Origin of the sequence: Streptomyces sp. enrichment culture (assembly GCF_964272855.1) — a bacterium.
Classification (GTDB): domain Bacteria; phylum Actinomycetota; class Actinomycetes; order Streptomycetales; family Streptomycetaceae; genus Streptomyces.
In genome coordinates this window covers 7,887,564-7,903,189 of sequence record NZ_OZ186847.1, presented here as the reverse complement: position 1 = coordinate 7,903,189, position 15,626 = coordinate 7,887,564, and the positions used below count along the sequence as shown (strand labels likewise).

Annotated in this window: 11 protein-coding genes; 6 read left to right on the top strand and 5 right to left on the bottom strand. The window is 69.7% G+C overall.

Features of this window, described 5'->3' with window-relative positions; translation table 11 throughout:
• Positions 1 to 815: 815 nt before the first annotated feature.
• The 5 genes from ACSU6L_RS35215 to ACSU6L_RS35195 form a co-directional block, all read right to left on the bottom strand.
• Positions 816 to 1,265 carry a hypothetical protein gene (locus tag ACSU6L_RS35215; protein ID WP_437063536.1) on the bottom strand — a complete coding sequence of 150 codons (450 nt, stop codon included), beginning with the start codon at positions 1,263 to 1,265 and terminating at the stop codon, positions 816 to 818.
• Positions 1,266 to 1,358: 93 nt separating this feature from the next.
• A complete protein-coding gene (locus tag ACSU6L_RS35210; protein WP_437063534.1) occupies positions 1,359 to 1,772 on the bottom strand; it encodes a hypothetical protein in 414 nt (137 codons plus the stop codon).
• Positions 1,773 to 2,047: 275 nt separating this feature from the next.
• Complete coding sequence (locus ACSU6L_RS35205; protein ID WP_437063532.1) at positions 2,048 to 6,910, bottom strand: DNA repair ATPase; 4,863 nt, start codon at positions 6,908 to 6,910, stop codon at positions 2,048 to 2,050.
• A gap of 76 nt (positions 6,911 to 6,986) precedes the next feature.
• The gene (locus ACSU6L_RS35200; protein ID WP_437063530.1) at positions 6,987 to 9,026 is read right to left on the bottom strand and encodes an SPFH domain-containing protein; all 2,040 of its coding nucleotides are present in this window, start codon (positions 9,024 to 9,026) and stop codon (positions 6,987 to 6,989) included.
• Between the two features lie 106 nt (positions 9,027 to 9,132).
• Entirely contained in the window at positions 9,133 to 9,261 is a 129-nt protein-coding gene (locus tag ACSU6L_RS35195) for a hypothetical protein (protein WP_437063529.1), read from the bottom strand.
• A 299-nt stretch (positions 9,262 to 9,560) separates the two neighbouring features.
• Here ACSU6L_RS35195 and ACSU6L_RS35190 point away from each other — a divergent pair, with 299 nt between their 5' ends.
• The 6 genes from ACSU6L_RS35190 (at position 9,561) to ACSU6L_RS35165 (ending at position 15,592) form a co-directional block, all read left to right on the top strand.
• On the top strand, positions 9,561 to 10,163 hold the full coding sequence (locus ACSU6L_RS35190; RefSeq protein WP_437063527.1) for an Rv1733c family protein: 603 nt from the start codon (positions 9,561 to 9,563) through the stop codon (positions 10,161 to 10,163).
• 206 nt (positions 10,164 to 10,369) lie between these two features.
• Positions 10,370 to 11,383: a PucR family transcriptional regulator gene (locus ACSU6L_RS35185; RefSeq protein WP_437065155.1), complete on the top strand. Its 1,014-nt coding sequence runs from the start codon at positions 10,370 to 10,372 to the stop codon at positions 11,381 to 11,383.
• A 54-nt stretch (positions 11,384 to 11,437) separates the two neighbouring features.
• Positions 11,438 to 11,779, top strand: coding sequence for an STAS domain-containing protein (locus ACSU6L_RS35180; protein ID WP_437063525.1), 342 nt, complete (start codon positions 11,438 to 11,440; stop codon positions 11,777 to 11,779).
• A 273-nt stretch (positions 11,780 to 12,052) separates the two neighbouring features.
• A complete protein-coding gene (locus ACSU6L_RS35175; protein ID WP_437063523.1) occupies positions 12,053 to 13,435 on the top strand; it encodes a TrkH family potassium uptake protein in 1,383 nt (460 codons plus the stop codon).
• The gene (locus ACSU6L_RS35170) at positions 13,428 to 14,150 is read left to right on the top strand and encodes a potassium channel family protein (protein WP_437063521.1); all 723 of its coding nucleotides are present in this window, start codon (positions 13,428 to 13,430) and stop codon (positions 14,148 to 14,150) included. Before ACSU6L_RS35175 ends, ACSU6L_RS35170 begins: the two co-directional genes overlap by 8 nt.
• A gap of 215 nt (positions 14,151 to 14,365) precedes the next feature.
• A complete protein-coding gene (locus ACSU6L_RS35165) occupies positions 14,366 to 15,592 on the top strand; it encodes a cation:proton antiporter (protein WP_437063519.1) in 1,227 nt (408 codons plus the stop codon).
• Positions 15,593 to 15,626: the final 34 nt, after the last annotated feature.

Sequence of the window (15,626 nt, the reverse complement as noted above, 5' to 3'; positions counted from 1 at the left end):
TTCCTGCTCGTCAGAGGCGCGGGACTGGGAGTGTGGTGCTGCGGACGTCTTTGCCTGGTGGGCGCCTCAACCGGCGGGCGCGCCGCGTGGAGTGACAGCGGCAGTCCCCCGCTCGAAGGCACTCCCCGGCGGCAGCTGCCCTCGCCAACCTCGGGGACACCGGTGTCCACGGGCGGCGAACACCGGACCCTCGTGCGAGAACCTCCGCGATGAAAGGGAGCAAGTCGAGGGCCGGGTCCAGCGGCAACCCACCTGAACGCCTCGATCGCGTTCATGTGCCTGGCAGGCCAACGGCCCTGCTCCCCCCGCACTCCAGCCTTCAGCCGCCGGCCGGCTCAATGAGACGAGTCACGATCGTGACGATCGCCAGGATCCCGGCGGTCACGCGGAACCCAGTCACGCCTGGCCAGAGTCTCCGCCGGGCCGGTGGCTGCATCTCCCACATCAGGCGCGCCACACCCCCGTAGTCGCACGCCACCAAGACAAGTGCGCCCACGGGAAGGACCCAGATCCACTCGATGCGCAACTTCTGTCCTTCCGGTAGCCCGAGCCGCCACGCGTAGCTCAACGCCTTCGCCCTCACGGTGCTGATGACCCGCTTCGAGAGAGACGCCGCCGATCACCGCCGAGAGCGGGACAACGGCTCCGCTGCGTCGGGCGCCGCTTCGTCGAGAACCACCGGCTCCTGCACGACGTCGGATTCCACTGGAGCCGTCTCAACCCTCCGAGCCTCACCCGGAGCCAGCGCCCACTGCCGACGTCGAAGGAAGCGTCAGTCGCTCAGACGTAATCAGTGCCTGCGTCGGCCACGCCACTCACCCGCCTGCCCCATTGGCTCCGGTCGCCTTGCTCAGCAGGGCGGCAAGACGGACGGCGGTCTTCTCCCCGGCTCGCTGCCTGATCAGGCCCTCCTTCGCGGCGGCACGAAGCCAGACCTCCGAGCTGCCCTCATCCACCTTCAGCACCCGCGCGGTCACCACCACCGGATTCATGCCGCCGGCACCACCGCTGGCCACAACGCGGATCGTCTCCTCGTCCTCGCGTGAGCCAACAGGTACGGCTTCGACTGCTCGGCCAGCCCTCCCGAGCACCCTGGCGACTCGCCTCACCACATCGTCGAACGGCAATGGGACAAGCAGGTCGATCTCATGGACGTTCTTGCTCATCAGCTTGGCCACCATCCGGACGAGACGACCGCTACCCCCACCTACAGCGCCGAGAGCAGCAAGCTCTTCAGCCAAGATGTCGTCCTCACTCTGATCCATGTTCTCCCACTCTCCCCGCCCCGACCGTCTCCGCGGGTCGCTCCACGCTGATCGTCCGCATGGCAATCTTGATGGGGTGCGCGTCCCATGTGCCTAGGCGAAGGAGGGACGGCGGTACCCCTCCTCCGGTCGGCGGGCCGTGTGGATGAGCCAGAAGGCTGAAGCGAGTGAGGCGGCCCAGAGAAGGACGAGCGGTGCGGTCTCCAGCCATGGGACGTCGGAGAGGCGGCCACATTGCTCAGCTGGCAGGGCGTGCTCACTCGTGGCCATGGTGCACCGGTCGAACGAGGACGTCAGGTAGATCGGCAGGGCCAGTCCTCCCGGAATGACAACAGTGCCAAGGACCTTGTCGCGCAGCCGCCAAGTGTCCGATGTCCACAGCAGCAGCACTCCGAACAGCCAGCCGACCGCCAGGAAGAGGGCACCCAGCTGAAGCAGCAGGACCGTCGCCAGATCGGTCCTGGCGTGCCGCTGCCCTGCGGCAGCCGTGGTCTGCTTGTGGATCACGGGCGGACTTCCTTCATGGGCTCGGCGGATCGGCTCTGGACAGAGGGGCGGATGGCGCGCTGAGCGCCCGGCCGCCCGGACAGGCGCTCAGCCATGGTCGTCGATAACGCCGCTGCTGGAGCGCTGTGCGTTGCGCGGCTTCCGCAGGCGATGCTGTCGGGGCGGCAGGTTCCCCGTGCCGACTGTCATGTGGCGTCGGTCTCGACGTGTCAGGACGGCCGTGTTCACCGCCACGATGAGTACGGCGGTGGCGAGCGGGACCAGGAAAGGCGTCATCATCGCTCCTTGCGGCCGGCGGCGTGCCGGCCTTGCGGGGTGGCGAGCAGGGCTCGAGGGTCGGCGGCCCGGGTGATGGCGGCCTCGACCGCGGCCACGCGGTCGGCGAGGAGGCCGAGGGCGCCGACGGCTCGGGTGAGCGGGTCGTCGTCCGGCCCGCCGAGCGTCTGTGCACGGAGGTATGCCGCTTTCAGATCCGCCCAGCGAAGGGCCTGTTCCGCGGTCAGGGTGCCGCGCAGTTCGGCCAGCTTCAGCAGGTTGGCCTCGGCGCCGGTCGTCAGGGTCTGTGCCTCCGCCGTGTAGTGGTCGTCGATCAGGGCGGTGAGCTCGGTGTCGTTCATGACGGGCTGGATGCGCTGGGCGATCTTGTTCATGTTGCGGTACGAGCCCTGGAGCCGGAAAGGCGGCTCCGTACGGGTGGCCTCGGCCTGGGCGGCGGAGGCGATATAGGCGGCATTGACCGCGAGAACGGTGTCACGGGCGGTCAGCAGGTGACGCAGGACGGCGGCAATACGTTCCAGCTCTGCGGGAGCGTACGGGTGGGTCAGCCGGTCGGCTCGGGCCGTGGGGTCGCCTGCGGCCAGGCGGAGCAGCAGCTCCAGGTCGGTGCGGTCGCGTCCGGCGAGCGGGGCGAGATGCGGATTGGCGGTGAGGGCGTTCTCCACGAAGCTCAGCGCGAACGCGTCCTCCTTGCCGGTCAGGACGTCACCGAGGTTCCACACGTCGGCGCGGTTGGCGAGCATGTCGGGCACGTGGAAGCGGCTGCCGGACTCGGTGTAGGGGTTGCCGGCCATGCAGACGGCGAAGCGCTTGCCGCGCAGGTCGTACGTGCGCGGCTCACCGTTCCGTACGCCTTCGATGCGGCGGGTGGCGTCGCACAACGGGATGAACTTCTGCAGCAGCTCGGGCGAGGTGTGCTGGATGTCGTCGAGGTAGAGCAGGGTGTTGTTGCCTGCCTCCAGCGCGAAGTTGATCTCCTCGACCTCTTGGCGGGCGGTCGCGTTCAGGGCTTCCGCGGGGTCCAGCGAGGTGATCGTGTGACCGAGCGCCGGGCCGTTGACCTTCACCAGCATCAGGCCGAGGCGGTCGGCGACGTACTCCATGAGGGTCGTCTTGCCGTAGCCCGGCGGGGAGATCAGCAGGAGCAGGCCGCCCGTGTCGGTCCGCTTGGACTCGCCTGTCGTGCCGAGTTGCCTGGCGAGGCTGTCGCCGATCAGTGGGAGGTACACCTCGTCGATGAGCCTGCTGCGAACGAACGCCGACATCACGCGCGGCCGGTGCTCATCCAGGCGCAGGCGTCCGCGCTCGGCGGCCACGAGTGCGGTGCGGCGGCGCTGGTAGGCCCGGTGGGCGGGGACCTCGTGGGTGCGAAACCGCTGGGTGCGGGCGAGGAGTTCGTCCACGCGGACGGTGAGGGTGCGGTCGGCGATGCGCGGGTGGGTGCCGAGCAGGCCCTCGACGGTCTCGGTCACGGGAGCGGCGGACTCGTAGCGGGGCAGGTCGGGGCAGAGCTCGGCGGCGACTGCCTCGGCCAGGTCGCCGGGCGTGGGGTCGGTACCGGTCACGGTGGTGTACGACGTCAGCCACACCTCGACCAGTTGTCTGCGGGCCGCCGGGTCGGTCAGGGCGGCGAGGTCGTCGTCGTAGGCGGACGTGCCCACCGTGCGGCGGAACTTGTCGAGCAGGGTGCGGGTGCCGGCGTCGATGACGAAGCCGTCGGGTGCGGTCGTCAGTTCTTCGAGGAGATACGCGGCCGCGGCCTGGGTGCCGATGGCGTCGGCGAGTTCGGCCCCCAGGTCGGCGAGGGCGGGCGCGAGGCCGAAGGTGTCGCGGGCCCGGGTCATGGAGACCGCGCGCCGGATCCAGGTGTCGCGTTCCTCGGCCGTCGTACCGTGTGCCCAGAAGAGCTGGGCGGCGGCGCGGGCGGCCGGCTCGTGGCGCAGCAGGCCGGCGCCCTCGTGCAGGCGCAGGAGCGCGGCGAGGATCAGGGTCGCGTCGTGGTCGTGGACGCCGCGCTCGTATCCCTCGTCGTACGCCGTCTCCGCGGCCTGGCGGATCAGGGCGGGCAGGTCGTCGGTCTCGGCGAGGGCCTGCGGGCCGTGTTCGTCCAGCAGCCGGGCGGCGAGGTGCTCGGCTCGGTACACCTGCGCGGACTCCGACGGGAGCGGGCGGTCCCAGTAGGGGCGTGTCGCGGCGAAGTCGGGGTCGGTGACCGGGGCGCGGTAGTCGGTGCCGGTCAGGGCGAAGGCCAGGGTTTCGCCGTGCGGGACGAGGGTGAGGTCGAGGGGCTGGGTGTTGACCGCGAAACGGTGGTTGCCGAGGCGGATGGTGCGGCCGTCGTCGGTGTACAGGTCCGTGCGGTCGCGCAGGGCGCGCAGGGCCTCCTGGCGGGCGGCCGCCAGGCGGCCGTCCAGTTCCTCCGCGCGCACCAGGTCGCCCAGGTCGCGCAGCTCGTCCGAGATGCGCCGGACCTTGACGGGCATCGCGTCGGACGTGAAGTACGTGGTGACGGCATCCGCGTCGGCGAGCGTGGCGGCGCGGCGGGTGATCGTGCGCAGCACACGTGTGGCCGAGTCGGCCAGTCGCTCGGCACGGCGGGCTCGGGCGTCGGCGAGGGTCTGCTTGCGTGCGGAGAACGCCTCGTGGACCTCGTCGCGCTTGTCGGCCAGCTCGGCGAGAAAGTCGTCGAACTCGGCGAAACGCGACTCGAGGTTCTCCACCTGCACGAGCATGCGGGCGAGTTGGTCGTCGCATGCCTCGGGACTGTCCGCGACGGCGAGCGCGGCCGTGACGGACTGGCTGAGCAGGGCGAACTCGGCGGCGAACTCGGCACGTCCCTCACGGTCGAAAAGCTCACGGCGGCGGCTGTCGAGGGTGGCCCGGGCCCGGTTGGCGCCACTGAGGACCTCGGCGATGCGCTCCAGGATGGATGTGCGTACGGTGGCGTCGCCGATGTCGAGTCCGGCGACGACCTCGGTGACCGTGCGCAATCCTTCGGTGAGTTCGTCGATGCGGGCGGTGACGGGTGCGGCCTCGGCGACGGTGGCGATCGTCTCGGCGTCGACGACGAGTTGCTCGACGTCGGCCTGGTGGCCGGCGAAGGCGTCGTCCTGCGCGAGATGGGCGACGGCCCGCCCGCCGAAGGTGGCCAGGTCAGACTCGACGTCCGCGGCGAGTGCGTCGATGCGTGCGGTGTCCGCGTACCGCATGTCCTTCAGCGTCAGCAGATGGCCCTGCGCGTGCCGGAGTTCGGTGAGCCCGGACACCCAGGCGGCGGCGCTGCGGGGTGCCTCGCCGCGCAGGCGTCGTACGACTGCGGCGACCCGCGCCGCGGCCTCGGCCAGGGCGTCGGCGGCCTGGCGGGTGAGGGCCTGGACGGTCTCGAACTCGGACAGCACCTGCTCTGCCGTGGTCCGCACCTGCGACAGCGGTGTCAGCAGGTCGCCGAGTTCCGGCTCCCCCAGCCAGTGGTAGGAGTCTGTGGCCCGCACACAGGCCGCGGCCAGGGCCTCGTACACCCCGCTCGTCGGGCTCGTCTCGGCGACCGCGCGGGTGATGGACAGACAGTCGGAGATGCCCCGGACGAGGTCGGCGTTACCGACCCGGGCGAGCGGACCGGTGCCCGTCGGCCGGGCTGCGGCGTGCAGGTCGGAGACATACGGAGAGGTCCACACCTGAACGGGGTGCACCCGCTGCGGTTCGTCGCCGTCCGCGCGCAGGACGACGAGCTCGCCGTCGTCGAAGAGCGCCCAGCCGTGGCAGGACAGTGGGGTGGCGATCTCCTTGCGGATCATGTTGTACGGCAGCAGCAGGCTGCGGCCCTCCGCGCGCGCATGGAAGGCGTACAGGACGTCCTCCCCGTTGGGAGAGCGCACCTCACGCTCGAACTCAAGGTCGGTCGTGTCGAGTTCGTATGTCCTGTGGGTTCCGGTGGCCAGGCAGTAGCCGCCGGGGAAGACGATGCCCTGGTCCTCGGGCAGGCGGCGGCATGCCTGGCCGATGCCGTCGAGGCGTACGACGGTCCTGGTCAGGGTGTTGAAGACCAGGTAGCGGTGAGCTTCCTCCTTGTAGGGGCGGATGCGCAGGAGAATCAGGGCGCCCACGCGGGCGTGCGCGATGTCGGCGTCGGCGAGGGACTGCAGGGGCTCGTCGACGGGCTCGGTGTAGACGCCCTCGCCGGTCTCGGTGTCGTTGTCGGTCTTGACGGTGAAGGTGCCGCCGACGGTGCCCACGAAGATCTCATCCTGGACGGAGACGTGGGGGTGGCGGCCCAGGACGTGGTCCTCGCGGGTCGCCAAGGTCCACTCGAAGTCGTGGGAAGGCGGGAAGACGTGGTCGCGCTCGCCGCGCGCGTCGAGGAAGGTCGCCTGTCCGTGGTCGGTGAGCGCCCAGCGCAGGACGCGGATGTCGCCAGCCTTCTCGCCGGTCCGGAAGACGGCGAGCAGCTTGCCGTCGACACGGCGGAGCTGGAGCAGGTGGGCCTGGCGGTAGTAGCGGTAGAGGGCCGTGAACTCACGGACGAAGGCAGGGTCGTCGAGGAGGCCGGGCACGGCGTCCTCGGGCAGCCGGTTCAGGTCGCGGTCGTGCAGCGCGAAGACGTCCCTCACGGTCGTCTCCGGCTTCAAACCGGCGAAGACGTTGTGGCCGAAGAGGAGGGTGTCGCCGACGGAGACGATGTCGCGGGGCACGCAGGCGTGCTCGGTGCGCAGCCGTCCGGTGCCGGTCAGTTCGAGGCGGGTGGAGCCGAACTCCTCGGCGCGGCGGTTGTTGAGCGCCTCGGCGCGGCGGGCGAGTTCGGCTGCCTGCGCGGTAAGGCGGTCGCGCAGCACGTCGTACGTACCCGTGTCCAGGCCGGTGGTCATGGGGTCCCTCTCATCACGTCGGAAGGAACGGTCCGGAGCTGCCGTCCCCTGTGCGGCAGCTCCGGGCCGTGGCCGGTCAGCCCTTGGCGTGGCCGTTCAGGGCGGTCAGCGGTGTGTCTGCGAGGCCCAACTCGGCTGCCTTCTCCATCAGTTGTCTCAGCTGACCGGTGTTGCTGCCGCCACCGTTCATCAACTTCATCAGCAGCGCGGAAACGGTCAGGTTCTGCACGTCGCCGGTGGAGACCGAGCCGAGCATCCGGGTCAGGTCGTCCGCGAAGCTCGACGTCCCGTCCAGCCAGGGCTTCGCCAGTGCCTGCGCGGTCTCGGAGTGCTGGACGAAGCCGTCGACGCCCTTGCCGAGCGCGATCGCCCCGACCAGCCGGTCGAAGAAGACGGAGTCCCCGCCGACGATGTTGATGTCGGCGTTCTCCAGCCCGGTGGCGAGTACGGTGGCCTGTGCCTCGGCGACCTGCCGCTGCACGTCCAGCCCCGCGAGCCGGATGTCCTTCTCGGCCTCCAGGCGCAGCCGGTACTCCTCGTGCGTGCGGGACGCCTCGTCCAGCGCGGTCATCGCCGCAGCCTTCTCGGTGAGACCGGCGGCCTCCGCCTTGAGCTTCTGCCCGATGGCCTCAGCCTCCGCGAGCGCCTTGGCCTTGGCGCCCTCAGCCTCCGCCAGCATGCGCGCCTGGGTTGCCTCGGCCTCCGCGCGACCGGCCTTCTCGATGACCTCCGCATCCTTGTCGCGGACCTGGACCGCGGCGAGCCCTTCGGCGGCGGCCTCGGCCTGGATGCCCTCGGCGAGCCGGAGCTTGGCCTGCGCGTCGAGGTCGGCGCTCTTCAACCGGGCTTCGGCGAGGGTGAGTTCCTCGGCGGCGCGGTGCACGGCGGCCTGCTCGGCGGCCTCGGCGGCCTTGATGTCCTTGACCAGCCGCTCCTGTGCCTCCGCCTCGGCGGCGATGATCACGGCCTGGCGCTGCCGCTCCGCCTCCTCCACGGCCCGCAGCTTCTTGATGGACTCCTCCTGCTCGGCGACGGTACGGTCCACGGCGACCCGCTCGCGGACGACCTCGGCGATCTCCCGCTTCTCCGCCTCGACCTCCTTGGAGGCAGCGATCTTCGTCAGCTCGGTCTCCCGCTCACGCGCGATGACCTCCAGGAGGCGGTCCTTCTCTATGCGCTCGTTCTCGATGGCGATGACCCGCTCGCGGTTCTTCTGCGCGACGGCGACCTCGCGGGCCTGGTTCTCGCGCTGCACACCGAGCTGCTCCTCGGTCTTGAGGAAGGCGGACTGCGCCCGCAGCCGCTCCTCCTCCACCACCCGCGCGGTCTCGGCCTCCTCGCGCGCCCGTACGGTCTCGATCTCCCGCCGCTGCTTGATCTCGGCGTCCGCCTGCCGGCGCTCCAGCTCCAGGATCGCCTCGCGGGCGTCGACGTTCTGCCGGGTGATCTCCTTCTCCTCGCCGCGCTGGGCCTCGTTGGTGCGTACGTGCTCCACGGCCGTGAGTTCGGTGATCTTGCGGATGCCCTGGGCGTCGAGGACGTTGGCCGGGTCGAGCTGGGTGATCGGCGTCTGCTCCAGGTAGTCGATCGCGGCGTCCTCCAGGTGGTACCCGTTGAGGTCGACGCCGATGACCTCGATGATCCGGTATCGCAGCTCCTCGCGCTTGGTGTACAGGTCGGTGAAGTCCATCTGCTTGCCGACGGTCTTCAGCGCCTCGGAGAACTTCGCGTGGAACAGCTCCTGGAGCGTGTTCCGGTCGCTGGCCCGCGCGGTGCCGACCGCCTGCGCGACCTTGATGACGTCCTCGACGGTTTTGTTGACCTTGACGAAGAACGAGATACGGATGTCCGCGCGGATGTTGTCCCTGCAGATCAGCCCTTCCTTACCCGCGCGGGTGATCTCGATGGTCTTCACCGAGATGTCCATCACCTCGGCCTTGTGCAGCACGGGCAGTACGACCTGCCCGGTGAAGGTCACATCGACCTTGCGCATCTTGGACACGATCAGCGCCTTGCCCTGCTCCACCTTGCGGAACAGCCGCGCGACGACGAACAGCACAAGGGCTGCGAGAAGAAGACAAACGAGCACACCGATGCCCGCGGTGCTGGAATCCATGGCAAATCCTCTGGTTCTGCGAAGAGTTGGCGCCTCGGCGTCGAGGCGGGACGGCCCGCTCGACCGCGGGCGGATGCGTCAGTCGTGACGCCGGGCCGGCAGCGGCTCAGCCGCGGGCGCGGGGACTGCCGGGGTCGTACGGCGCGCTGCTCGCCGTATCGGCGTGAACGCCCGCGGGCACCGGCTCGATGAGGGCGGCGGGCAACGGTGAGGCGGCGTCCTCGGCCTGCGCCATGTCCTCACCCCCATCCGGTCGTACCGGTCCCGGCGTCCGCACCCGTTGCCAGGCCGCGGCACCGGGACCACTCCCCGTGTTTCTGCCGTTCCCATCCTGAAGTGGGCATGCCTCGTTGCGCATTGCCGCGTTCCGGCAATCTTTACGCCTCCTTAATGCCGGAACACTCCCCAGGGGAGAGTCAGTCGCTGTGCCGCACAGGGGCGGTCCCCTCTCGCCACGGCCTTCACCAGGCAGGCGGCCCTGCACACCCTCGGTACGCACCGGACGCCAGGGACGGGCATCCCAGCACACTGGAAGTGGAAGCCGTCGGTCTCTCGACGGAAGGGGTGCGGATCGATGGCGAGGGCACCTCGTGGCACGGTGCGGTGGCGCTGGCGCCGCAGCCCGCTCAGGCGGCGCATCGACGTCGTCGAGGCGTGGCTGGTGCTCGTCCTGTGGCCGCCGGTGTGCTGGTCGGTCTGCTGGCCGGGGTCTCCTCAGCAGACCACCTGGAACAGCAGCGAGCCCAGTTGCGGAGGGTTCCCGCAGTCCTCGTGAACGACGCGAAAGCCCGGACCGGTAGCCGATCAGGGAACGTGCCTGTGTCGGCCGAGGTGCGCTGGACCGGCCCCGACGGCTCATCCGCCACCGGCCGGGCGAGGGTCGCACCCGGCACGGAGGCCGGCGCGCGGCTCACGGTCTGGGCGAACGAGAAGGGGCTGGTCACGGTCCGGCCGCTGTCCCCGTCAGCCGCCCTTGTCCAGGCAACGGCCACGGGCGTCCTCATCGGCACCGGCGCGGGCTCGATCGTGCTCGCAGGCGTGCCGGTTACCCGCCGGCTCTTCGACGACCGTCGCATGCGGCAGTGGGAAGAGGACTGGCGAAAGACCGACTCCCGGTGGGGCGGGAAGACCCGCTGACCTGCATAGAGCGGCCTGACCCCCGTCCGCTGCGCGACGGCGGCGCACAGCAGGACACCTGGGGCGACACCGGCCTCCCCTGGGCACCCGCGATCTGCCAGTCTTGTCCGGCGCCGACAAGAAAGCGTCGGCGCGACGTCAAGGACACTGGAGGACGGGTGGCAGGGCGGGAGATACCCGACGAGTATCTGGAGGGATACGCCCGGATGCTGAGCGAGGTGTGTGCGACGGGCCGTCGTCTCACCCGGGAGGAGCTGGAATCCCTGAGGGCCCGCGGCGAGCTCGCCGCGGAGGCCGGGTTCGGACTGCGTGCTCTCGTACGCCGCCACATGTCCGTCGCCCGCGACACCTGGCCCACGCTCTCATCCGCCTCCGGACGTCACGTACTCGCCGCCGTCGAACAGGCCATCGACGCCTTCGCCGAGGGACACGAACGCGCGCAGTTTCTCGCCGTACGCCAGGAGGAAGCCGCACGCCGGGAGTTCATCGACGATCTCCTCTATGGCCGCAGCGACCTGGGCCGTCTCGCCGAACGTGCCGAGCGCTTCGGCCTGCTGCTCTCCCGCGCCCACGCCGTCGCCGTCGCCGAGGGCGACAAGCCGGTGGAGGACGCCGACCCCGCCGCCCGGCAGGTGGGCAGCGCCGTGGTCGCCCGGTTCGGCGAGCGGCACATCCTGCTCACCACCAAGGACGGCCGACTGGTCTGTGTCGCGCCCGGTGACCAGGACGACGTGCTGTTGTTCTTCGCCAAACAGGCGTACGCGGCCACCGACGGCGGCCGCGTCGCCATCGGACGCCCCCACCCCGGCGCCGGCGGAGTCGTCCACTCCTACGAAGAGGCCCTCAACGCCCTCGACCTCGCCGAACGGCTCCAGCTCCCAGAGCCGGTGCTGCGCGCGGCCGACCTCCTCGTCTACCCCGTCCTGAGCCGCGACCGGCAGGCCATGGCCGACCTCGTGCACAACACCCTCGGCCCGCTCAAGGAGGCACGTGGCGGCGCCCGTCCACTGCTCGAGACACTGACGGCGTACTTCGACTCCGGCTGCGTCGCCGCCGAAGCGGCACGGCGCCTCAGCCTGAGCGTGCGGGCCTTCACCTACCGCCTGGAACGCATCCACAAGCTGACCGGCGCCGACCCCTCCGACCCCGTCCACCGGTACACCCTGCAGACGGCCGTGATCGGCGCCCGCCTGCTCGGCTGGCCCAACAACGATGTGTGACAGGGCGTCTTCGGTGGGGCGAGGAAGCAGTCGGGGATCCAGGCTGGTGGGCAGGTGCGCCGGGAAGGCTGGTCGGCAGACGACCGACCATGTTCTGGAGCCCAAGGTGAGATCACGGGAGTGAACGCCGAGCGCATCGGCAGACAGCTTCAGAAGGCGACTGAATCGCGGGCCCAGGTCCTGGAGATCGACCTGGCGGACGTGACGCACGTCAGCAGCGCCGGCGGCACGGCGTTCGTCATGATGCTGCGGGTGGCCAGGGCCCACGACACGCGGGTGATCGCCACGCATGTGGGCTCCCAGCCCCTTGGTGCTCTCCGACAGCCGGGCCTGGAACGAACCCTCGATGTGTATGAAGGCGAAGCACCGTTCGACGGCCCGCGCGACGAGCGCTAGGCGTCGTACCCAGCCGGGAAGCGCCGTGGCTCGGTGACGACTCCTTCGAGAGTGTTGCTCCACCGGCCCGACGTGGGTTCTGGACAGTCCTGCGCCTACGTCATCACACTCCCGGGCAGCAAGCAGGACTGCGGCGCGCATTGACGATCCCTTGACGCCTTCCTGACGGCCAGGTCCTGTGTCCGGCCCGTTTCCGCAGGTACGGTGTGCCGCTGGGATCTTGACGAAGGCTTGACGCGCAGTGCCAGGGGGCACGGGCTCGGGCGGCTAGGAGTGGCAGTGTTGGCGGGACTGGTGCCATGGGCAAGACGGCGGACGTCGCTGCTGGCCGCGCATCCCGCTCGTGTCGGTGTCATGGCGTTCGCCCTCGTGATCTTGCTGGGGGCGCTCCTGCTGACGCTCCCGTTCGCTGCCGAGGGCGGGTCCGCGACGAACTTCGTCACCGCGCTGTTCACGTCCACGTCGGCCGTGTGCGTGACGGGGCTGGCCGTGGTGGACACCGGGACGCACTGGAGTGGATTCGGTGAGGGCGTCATCCTCGCGCTGATCCAGGTCGGCGGCTTCGGCATCATGACCATGGCCTCGCTGCTGGCGCTGCTGGTGTCGGGCCGGCTGCGGCTGCGGCTGCAGTTGCACGCGCAGGCCGAGACCAAGAGCCTGGGTATCGGTGACGTACGCCGTGTGCTGCTCGGCGTCGCCGGCACCACGCTGGTCGTGGAGCTCACGGTCGGGGCCGTTCTCGCGCTGCGGTTGCGCTACGGGTACGGCGAGGGCATCGGCAGTGCCGCCTACCTGGGCTTCTTCCATGCCGTGTCGGCCTTCAACAACGCCGGGTTCGGGCTGCACTCGGACAGCCTCACCCGGTACGCCGAGGACGTCTGGATCACTGTGCCGGTCGCGGCCGCCGTGATCCTGGGCGGCATCGGCTTCCCGGTCCTGCTGGAACTCCTGCGCCGTCGCCGCCGCACGACCGGACGCCGCAACTGGACCCTGCACACCAGGCTGACCCTGATCACCACCGCCGTCCTCCTCATCGGCGGGGCTGTGCTGACCTGCGCGCTGGAATGGACCAACCCTGGCACCCTGGGTCCGCATTCGACGGCTGACAAGTTGCTCAATGGCTTCTTCTACTCCGCGATGTCCCGTACCGCCGGTTTCAACGCAGTCGACATCGGCGCGATGCACGCCTCGACGCTGCTGATGACCTGCGTCCTGATGCTCATCGGAGGCGGCAGCGCCGGTACCGCGGGCGGCATCAAGGTGACCACCTTCGCGGTGCTGCTGGTCGCGATCATCGCCGAGGTCCGCGGTGAGCCCAACTCCACCGTGCTCGGTCGCAGGCTCGCCCCGCACACCCTCCGCCAGGCGCTGACCGTGGCACTCCTGGGCGTGGGCCTGGTGATCGTCTCCACTCTGGTCCTGCTCACCCTCATGGACGAGCCCTTGGAGCCAGTCCTCTTCGAAGTGGTCTCGGCCTTCGGCACCGTGGGTCTGTCCACCGGCATCACCGCCGATGTCCCGGCGCCCGGGCAGCTGCTGCTGATCATGCTGATGTTCGTCGGTCGCCTCGGTCCCATCACACTCGTCTCCGCCCTCGCCCTGCGCGAGCGCACCCGCCGATACGACCTGCCCGAGGAGCGACCCGTCATTGGTTAACTTCCTGCACTCCCTGCGCCACAGGCGCCGCAAGAGGCTCGCCGGTACCTACGCCCGGACAGGCGCCGACCAGCGCGTCGCCGTCATCGGCCTGGGCCGCTTCGGCTCCTCCCTGGCGAGCGAACTGATGCGACGCGGCTGGGACGTCCTCGGCATCGACACCGACGCCCGTCTGGTCCAGAAGTACAGCGACGAACTCACCCATGCCGCGGTCGCCGACTCCACCGACCCCGAGGCCCTGCGCCAGCTCGGCGTCAACGAGTTCACCAGCGCTGTCGTCGCCATCGGCTCCCATATCGAGGCGTCCATCCTCGTCAGCACCAACCTTCTGGAAGCCGGGGTGCCCAACATCTGGGCCAAGGCCGTCAGCCGCCAGCACGGCCAGATCCTGGAGCGCCTCGGCGTCCACCACGTTGTGCTGCCCGAACATGAGATGGGCGAACGCGTCGCCCACCTGGTCACCGGACGGATGCTCGACTTCATCCAGTTCGACGACGACTACGCCCTGATCAAGACCGTCGCCCCCGCCATCGCCACCGGCATTCCGCTGTCCGAGAGCCAGGTGCGCAGCAAGTACGGCGTCACCGTCGTCGGCATCAAGCGCCCTGGCGAGGACTTCACCTACGCCACCGCGGAAACCATCGTGCAGAAGGGCGACGTCATCATCGTCACCGGCAAGACCCAGGCGGTGGAGGCATTCGCAGAGCTCAGCTGACCGAGAACGCGTCTGCCGACTTCCTATTTGGTCAACGATCCGGAACCAACTCGCAGATCGCGCGTTGCCGGGCCCCGGCAACGTCAGACGCTCCAGCGTGCCCGCCAAGGACCTGTCAGTGTCGCGTCAAGAACGTGTAAGGTTCCCAGCGGTGTGCCGGGAAGCCTGGTCGGCGATATGGAGACAGCTCTCTTCGTCGATCGGGGATACAGGTCATGGTGCTCGTCATGGTCTTCGGTGCGGCACTGCTCATCGCGGTGCTGCTGTCCGGGCTCGCCGCCCGAACCGTGTTGTCCACTTCCTTCCTCTTCCTCGTCGGAGGGGCACTGGTCAGCGACGGGTTCCTGGGGCTGATCCACATCACGCCGGACAGCGAGATCGTGTCCGTCACGGCCGACCTGGCCCTGTTCGCGGTGCTGTTCACGGACGGCATGCACGTCTCCTTCCCCAAGCTGCGCGCCAACTGGCGCAACCCGGCCCGTGCGCTCGGGCTGGGGATGCCGCTGGCGTTCGTCGGGATGGCGCTGATCACGCACTTCCTGGTGGGCCTGGACTGGACGACGTCCTTCCTCGTCGGTGCCGTGCTGGCGCCCACCGACCCGGTGTTCGCCTCGGCGATCGTCGGGCGCAAGGAAGTGCCCTCGAAGCTGCGGCAGTTGCTGAATGTGGAGAGCGGCATCAACGACGGGCTGGCCCTGCCGGTGGTGCTCATCCTCATCGCCGCGGCCGGGCCGACCTCCGGGCATGCCGAGGCCGGCTTCGGGAGGATCGCGCTCGAGCTGATGCTCGGCCTGGTCTTCGGCGTCGTCACCCCGTTCGTGGTGATCGAGCTGGTGCGGTTCCGGCTGCTGGGTGTCGAGCCCAAGCTGCAGCCGCTGCTGCCGCTGGCGATCGGTGTGATCCTTTACGCGCTGTGCCACCTCACGCACGCCAACCCCTATCTCGCGGCTTTCTCGGCGGGAGCGGTGCTCACCGCGCGCTCGCTGGAGGCGAAGGAGGCGTTCGAGCCGCTGGGTGAGGCGCTGGCGGAGCTGGCCAAGTTCGCGGCGCTGCTGGTGTTCGGTGCGCTGCTGACCCCACAGCTGTTCGGTGACCTGTCCTTCGGCGGCTACGTCGCCGTCGTGCTCGCGATCGTGCTGATCCGGCCGGCCTCGCTGCTGCTGTCCCTGCTCGGCACCCGCTTCACGCCGCAGGAGAAGCTGGTCGCGGCCTGGTTCGGGCCGAAGGGCTTCGCCTCCGTGGTGTACGGGCTGCTGGTGCTCCAGGCGGGGATTCCGCAGGGGGAGGAGGCGTTCACGCTCATCGCCGTGTGCATCGCCTTCTCGATCGTCGCCCACAGCTCCACCGATGTGCCGATCGCCCGCATGTTCCACGTGGAGGACATCGCCGGAGTGGATGAGGTGTCCGGTACCGCCAAGGTGCCTGAGCGCGTAGGTACTTGAGCGACTATCACCACCTGACTCTGCCCTCTCCTCC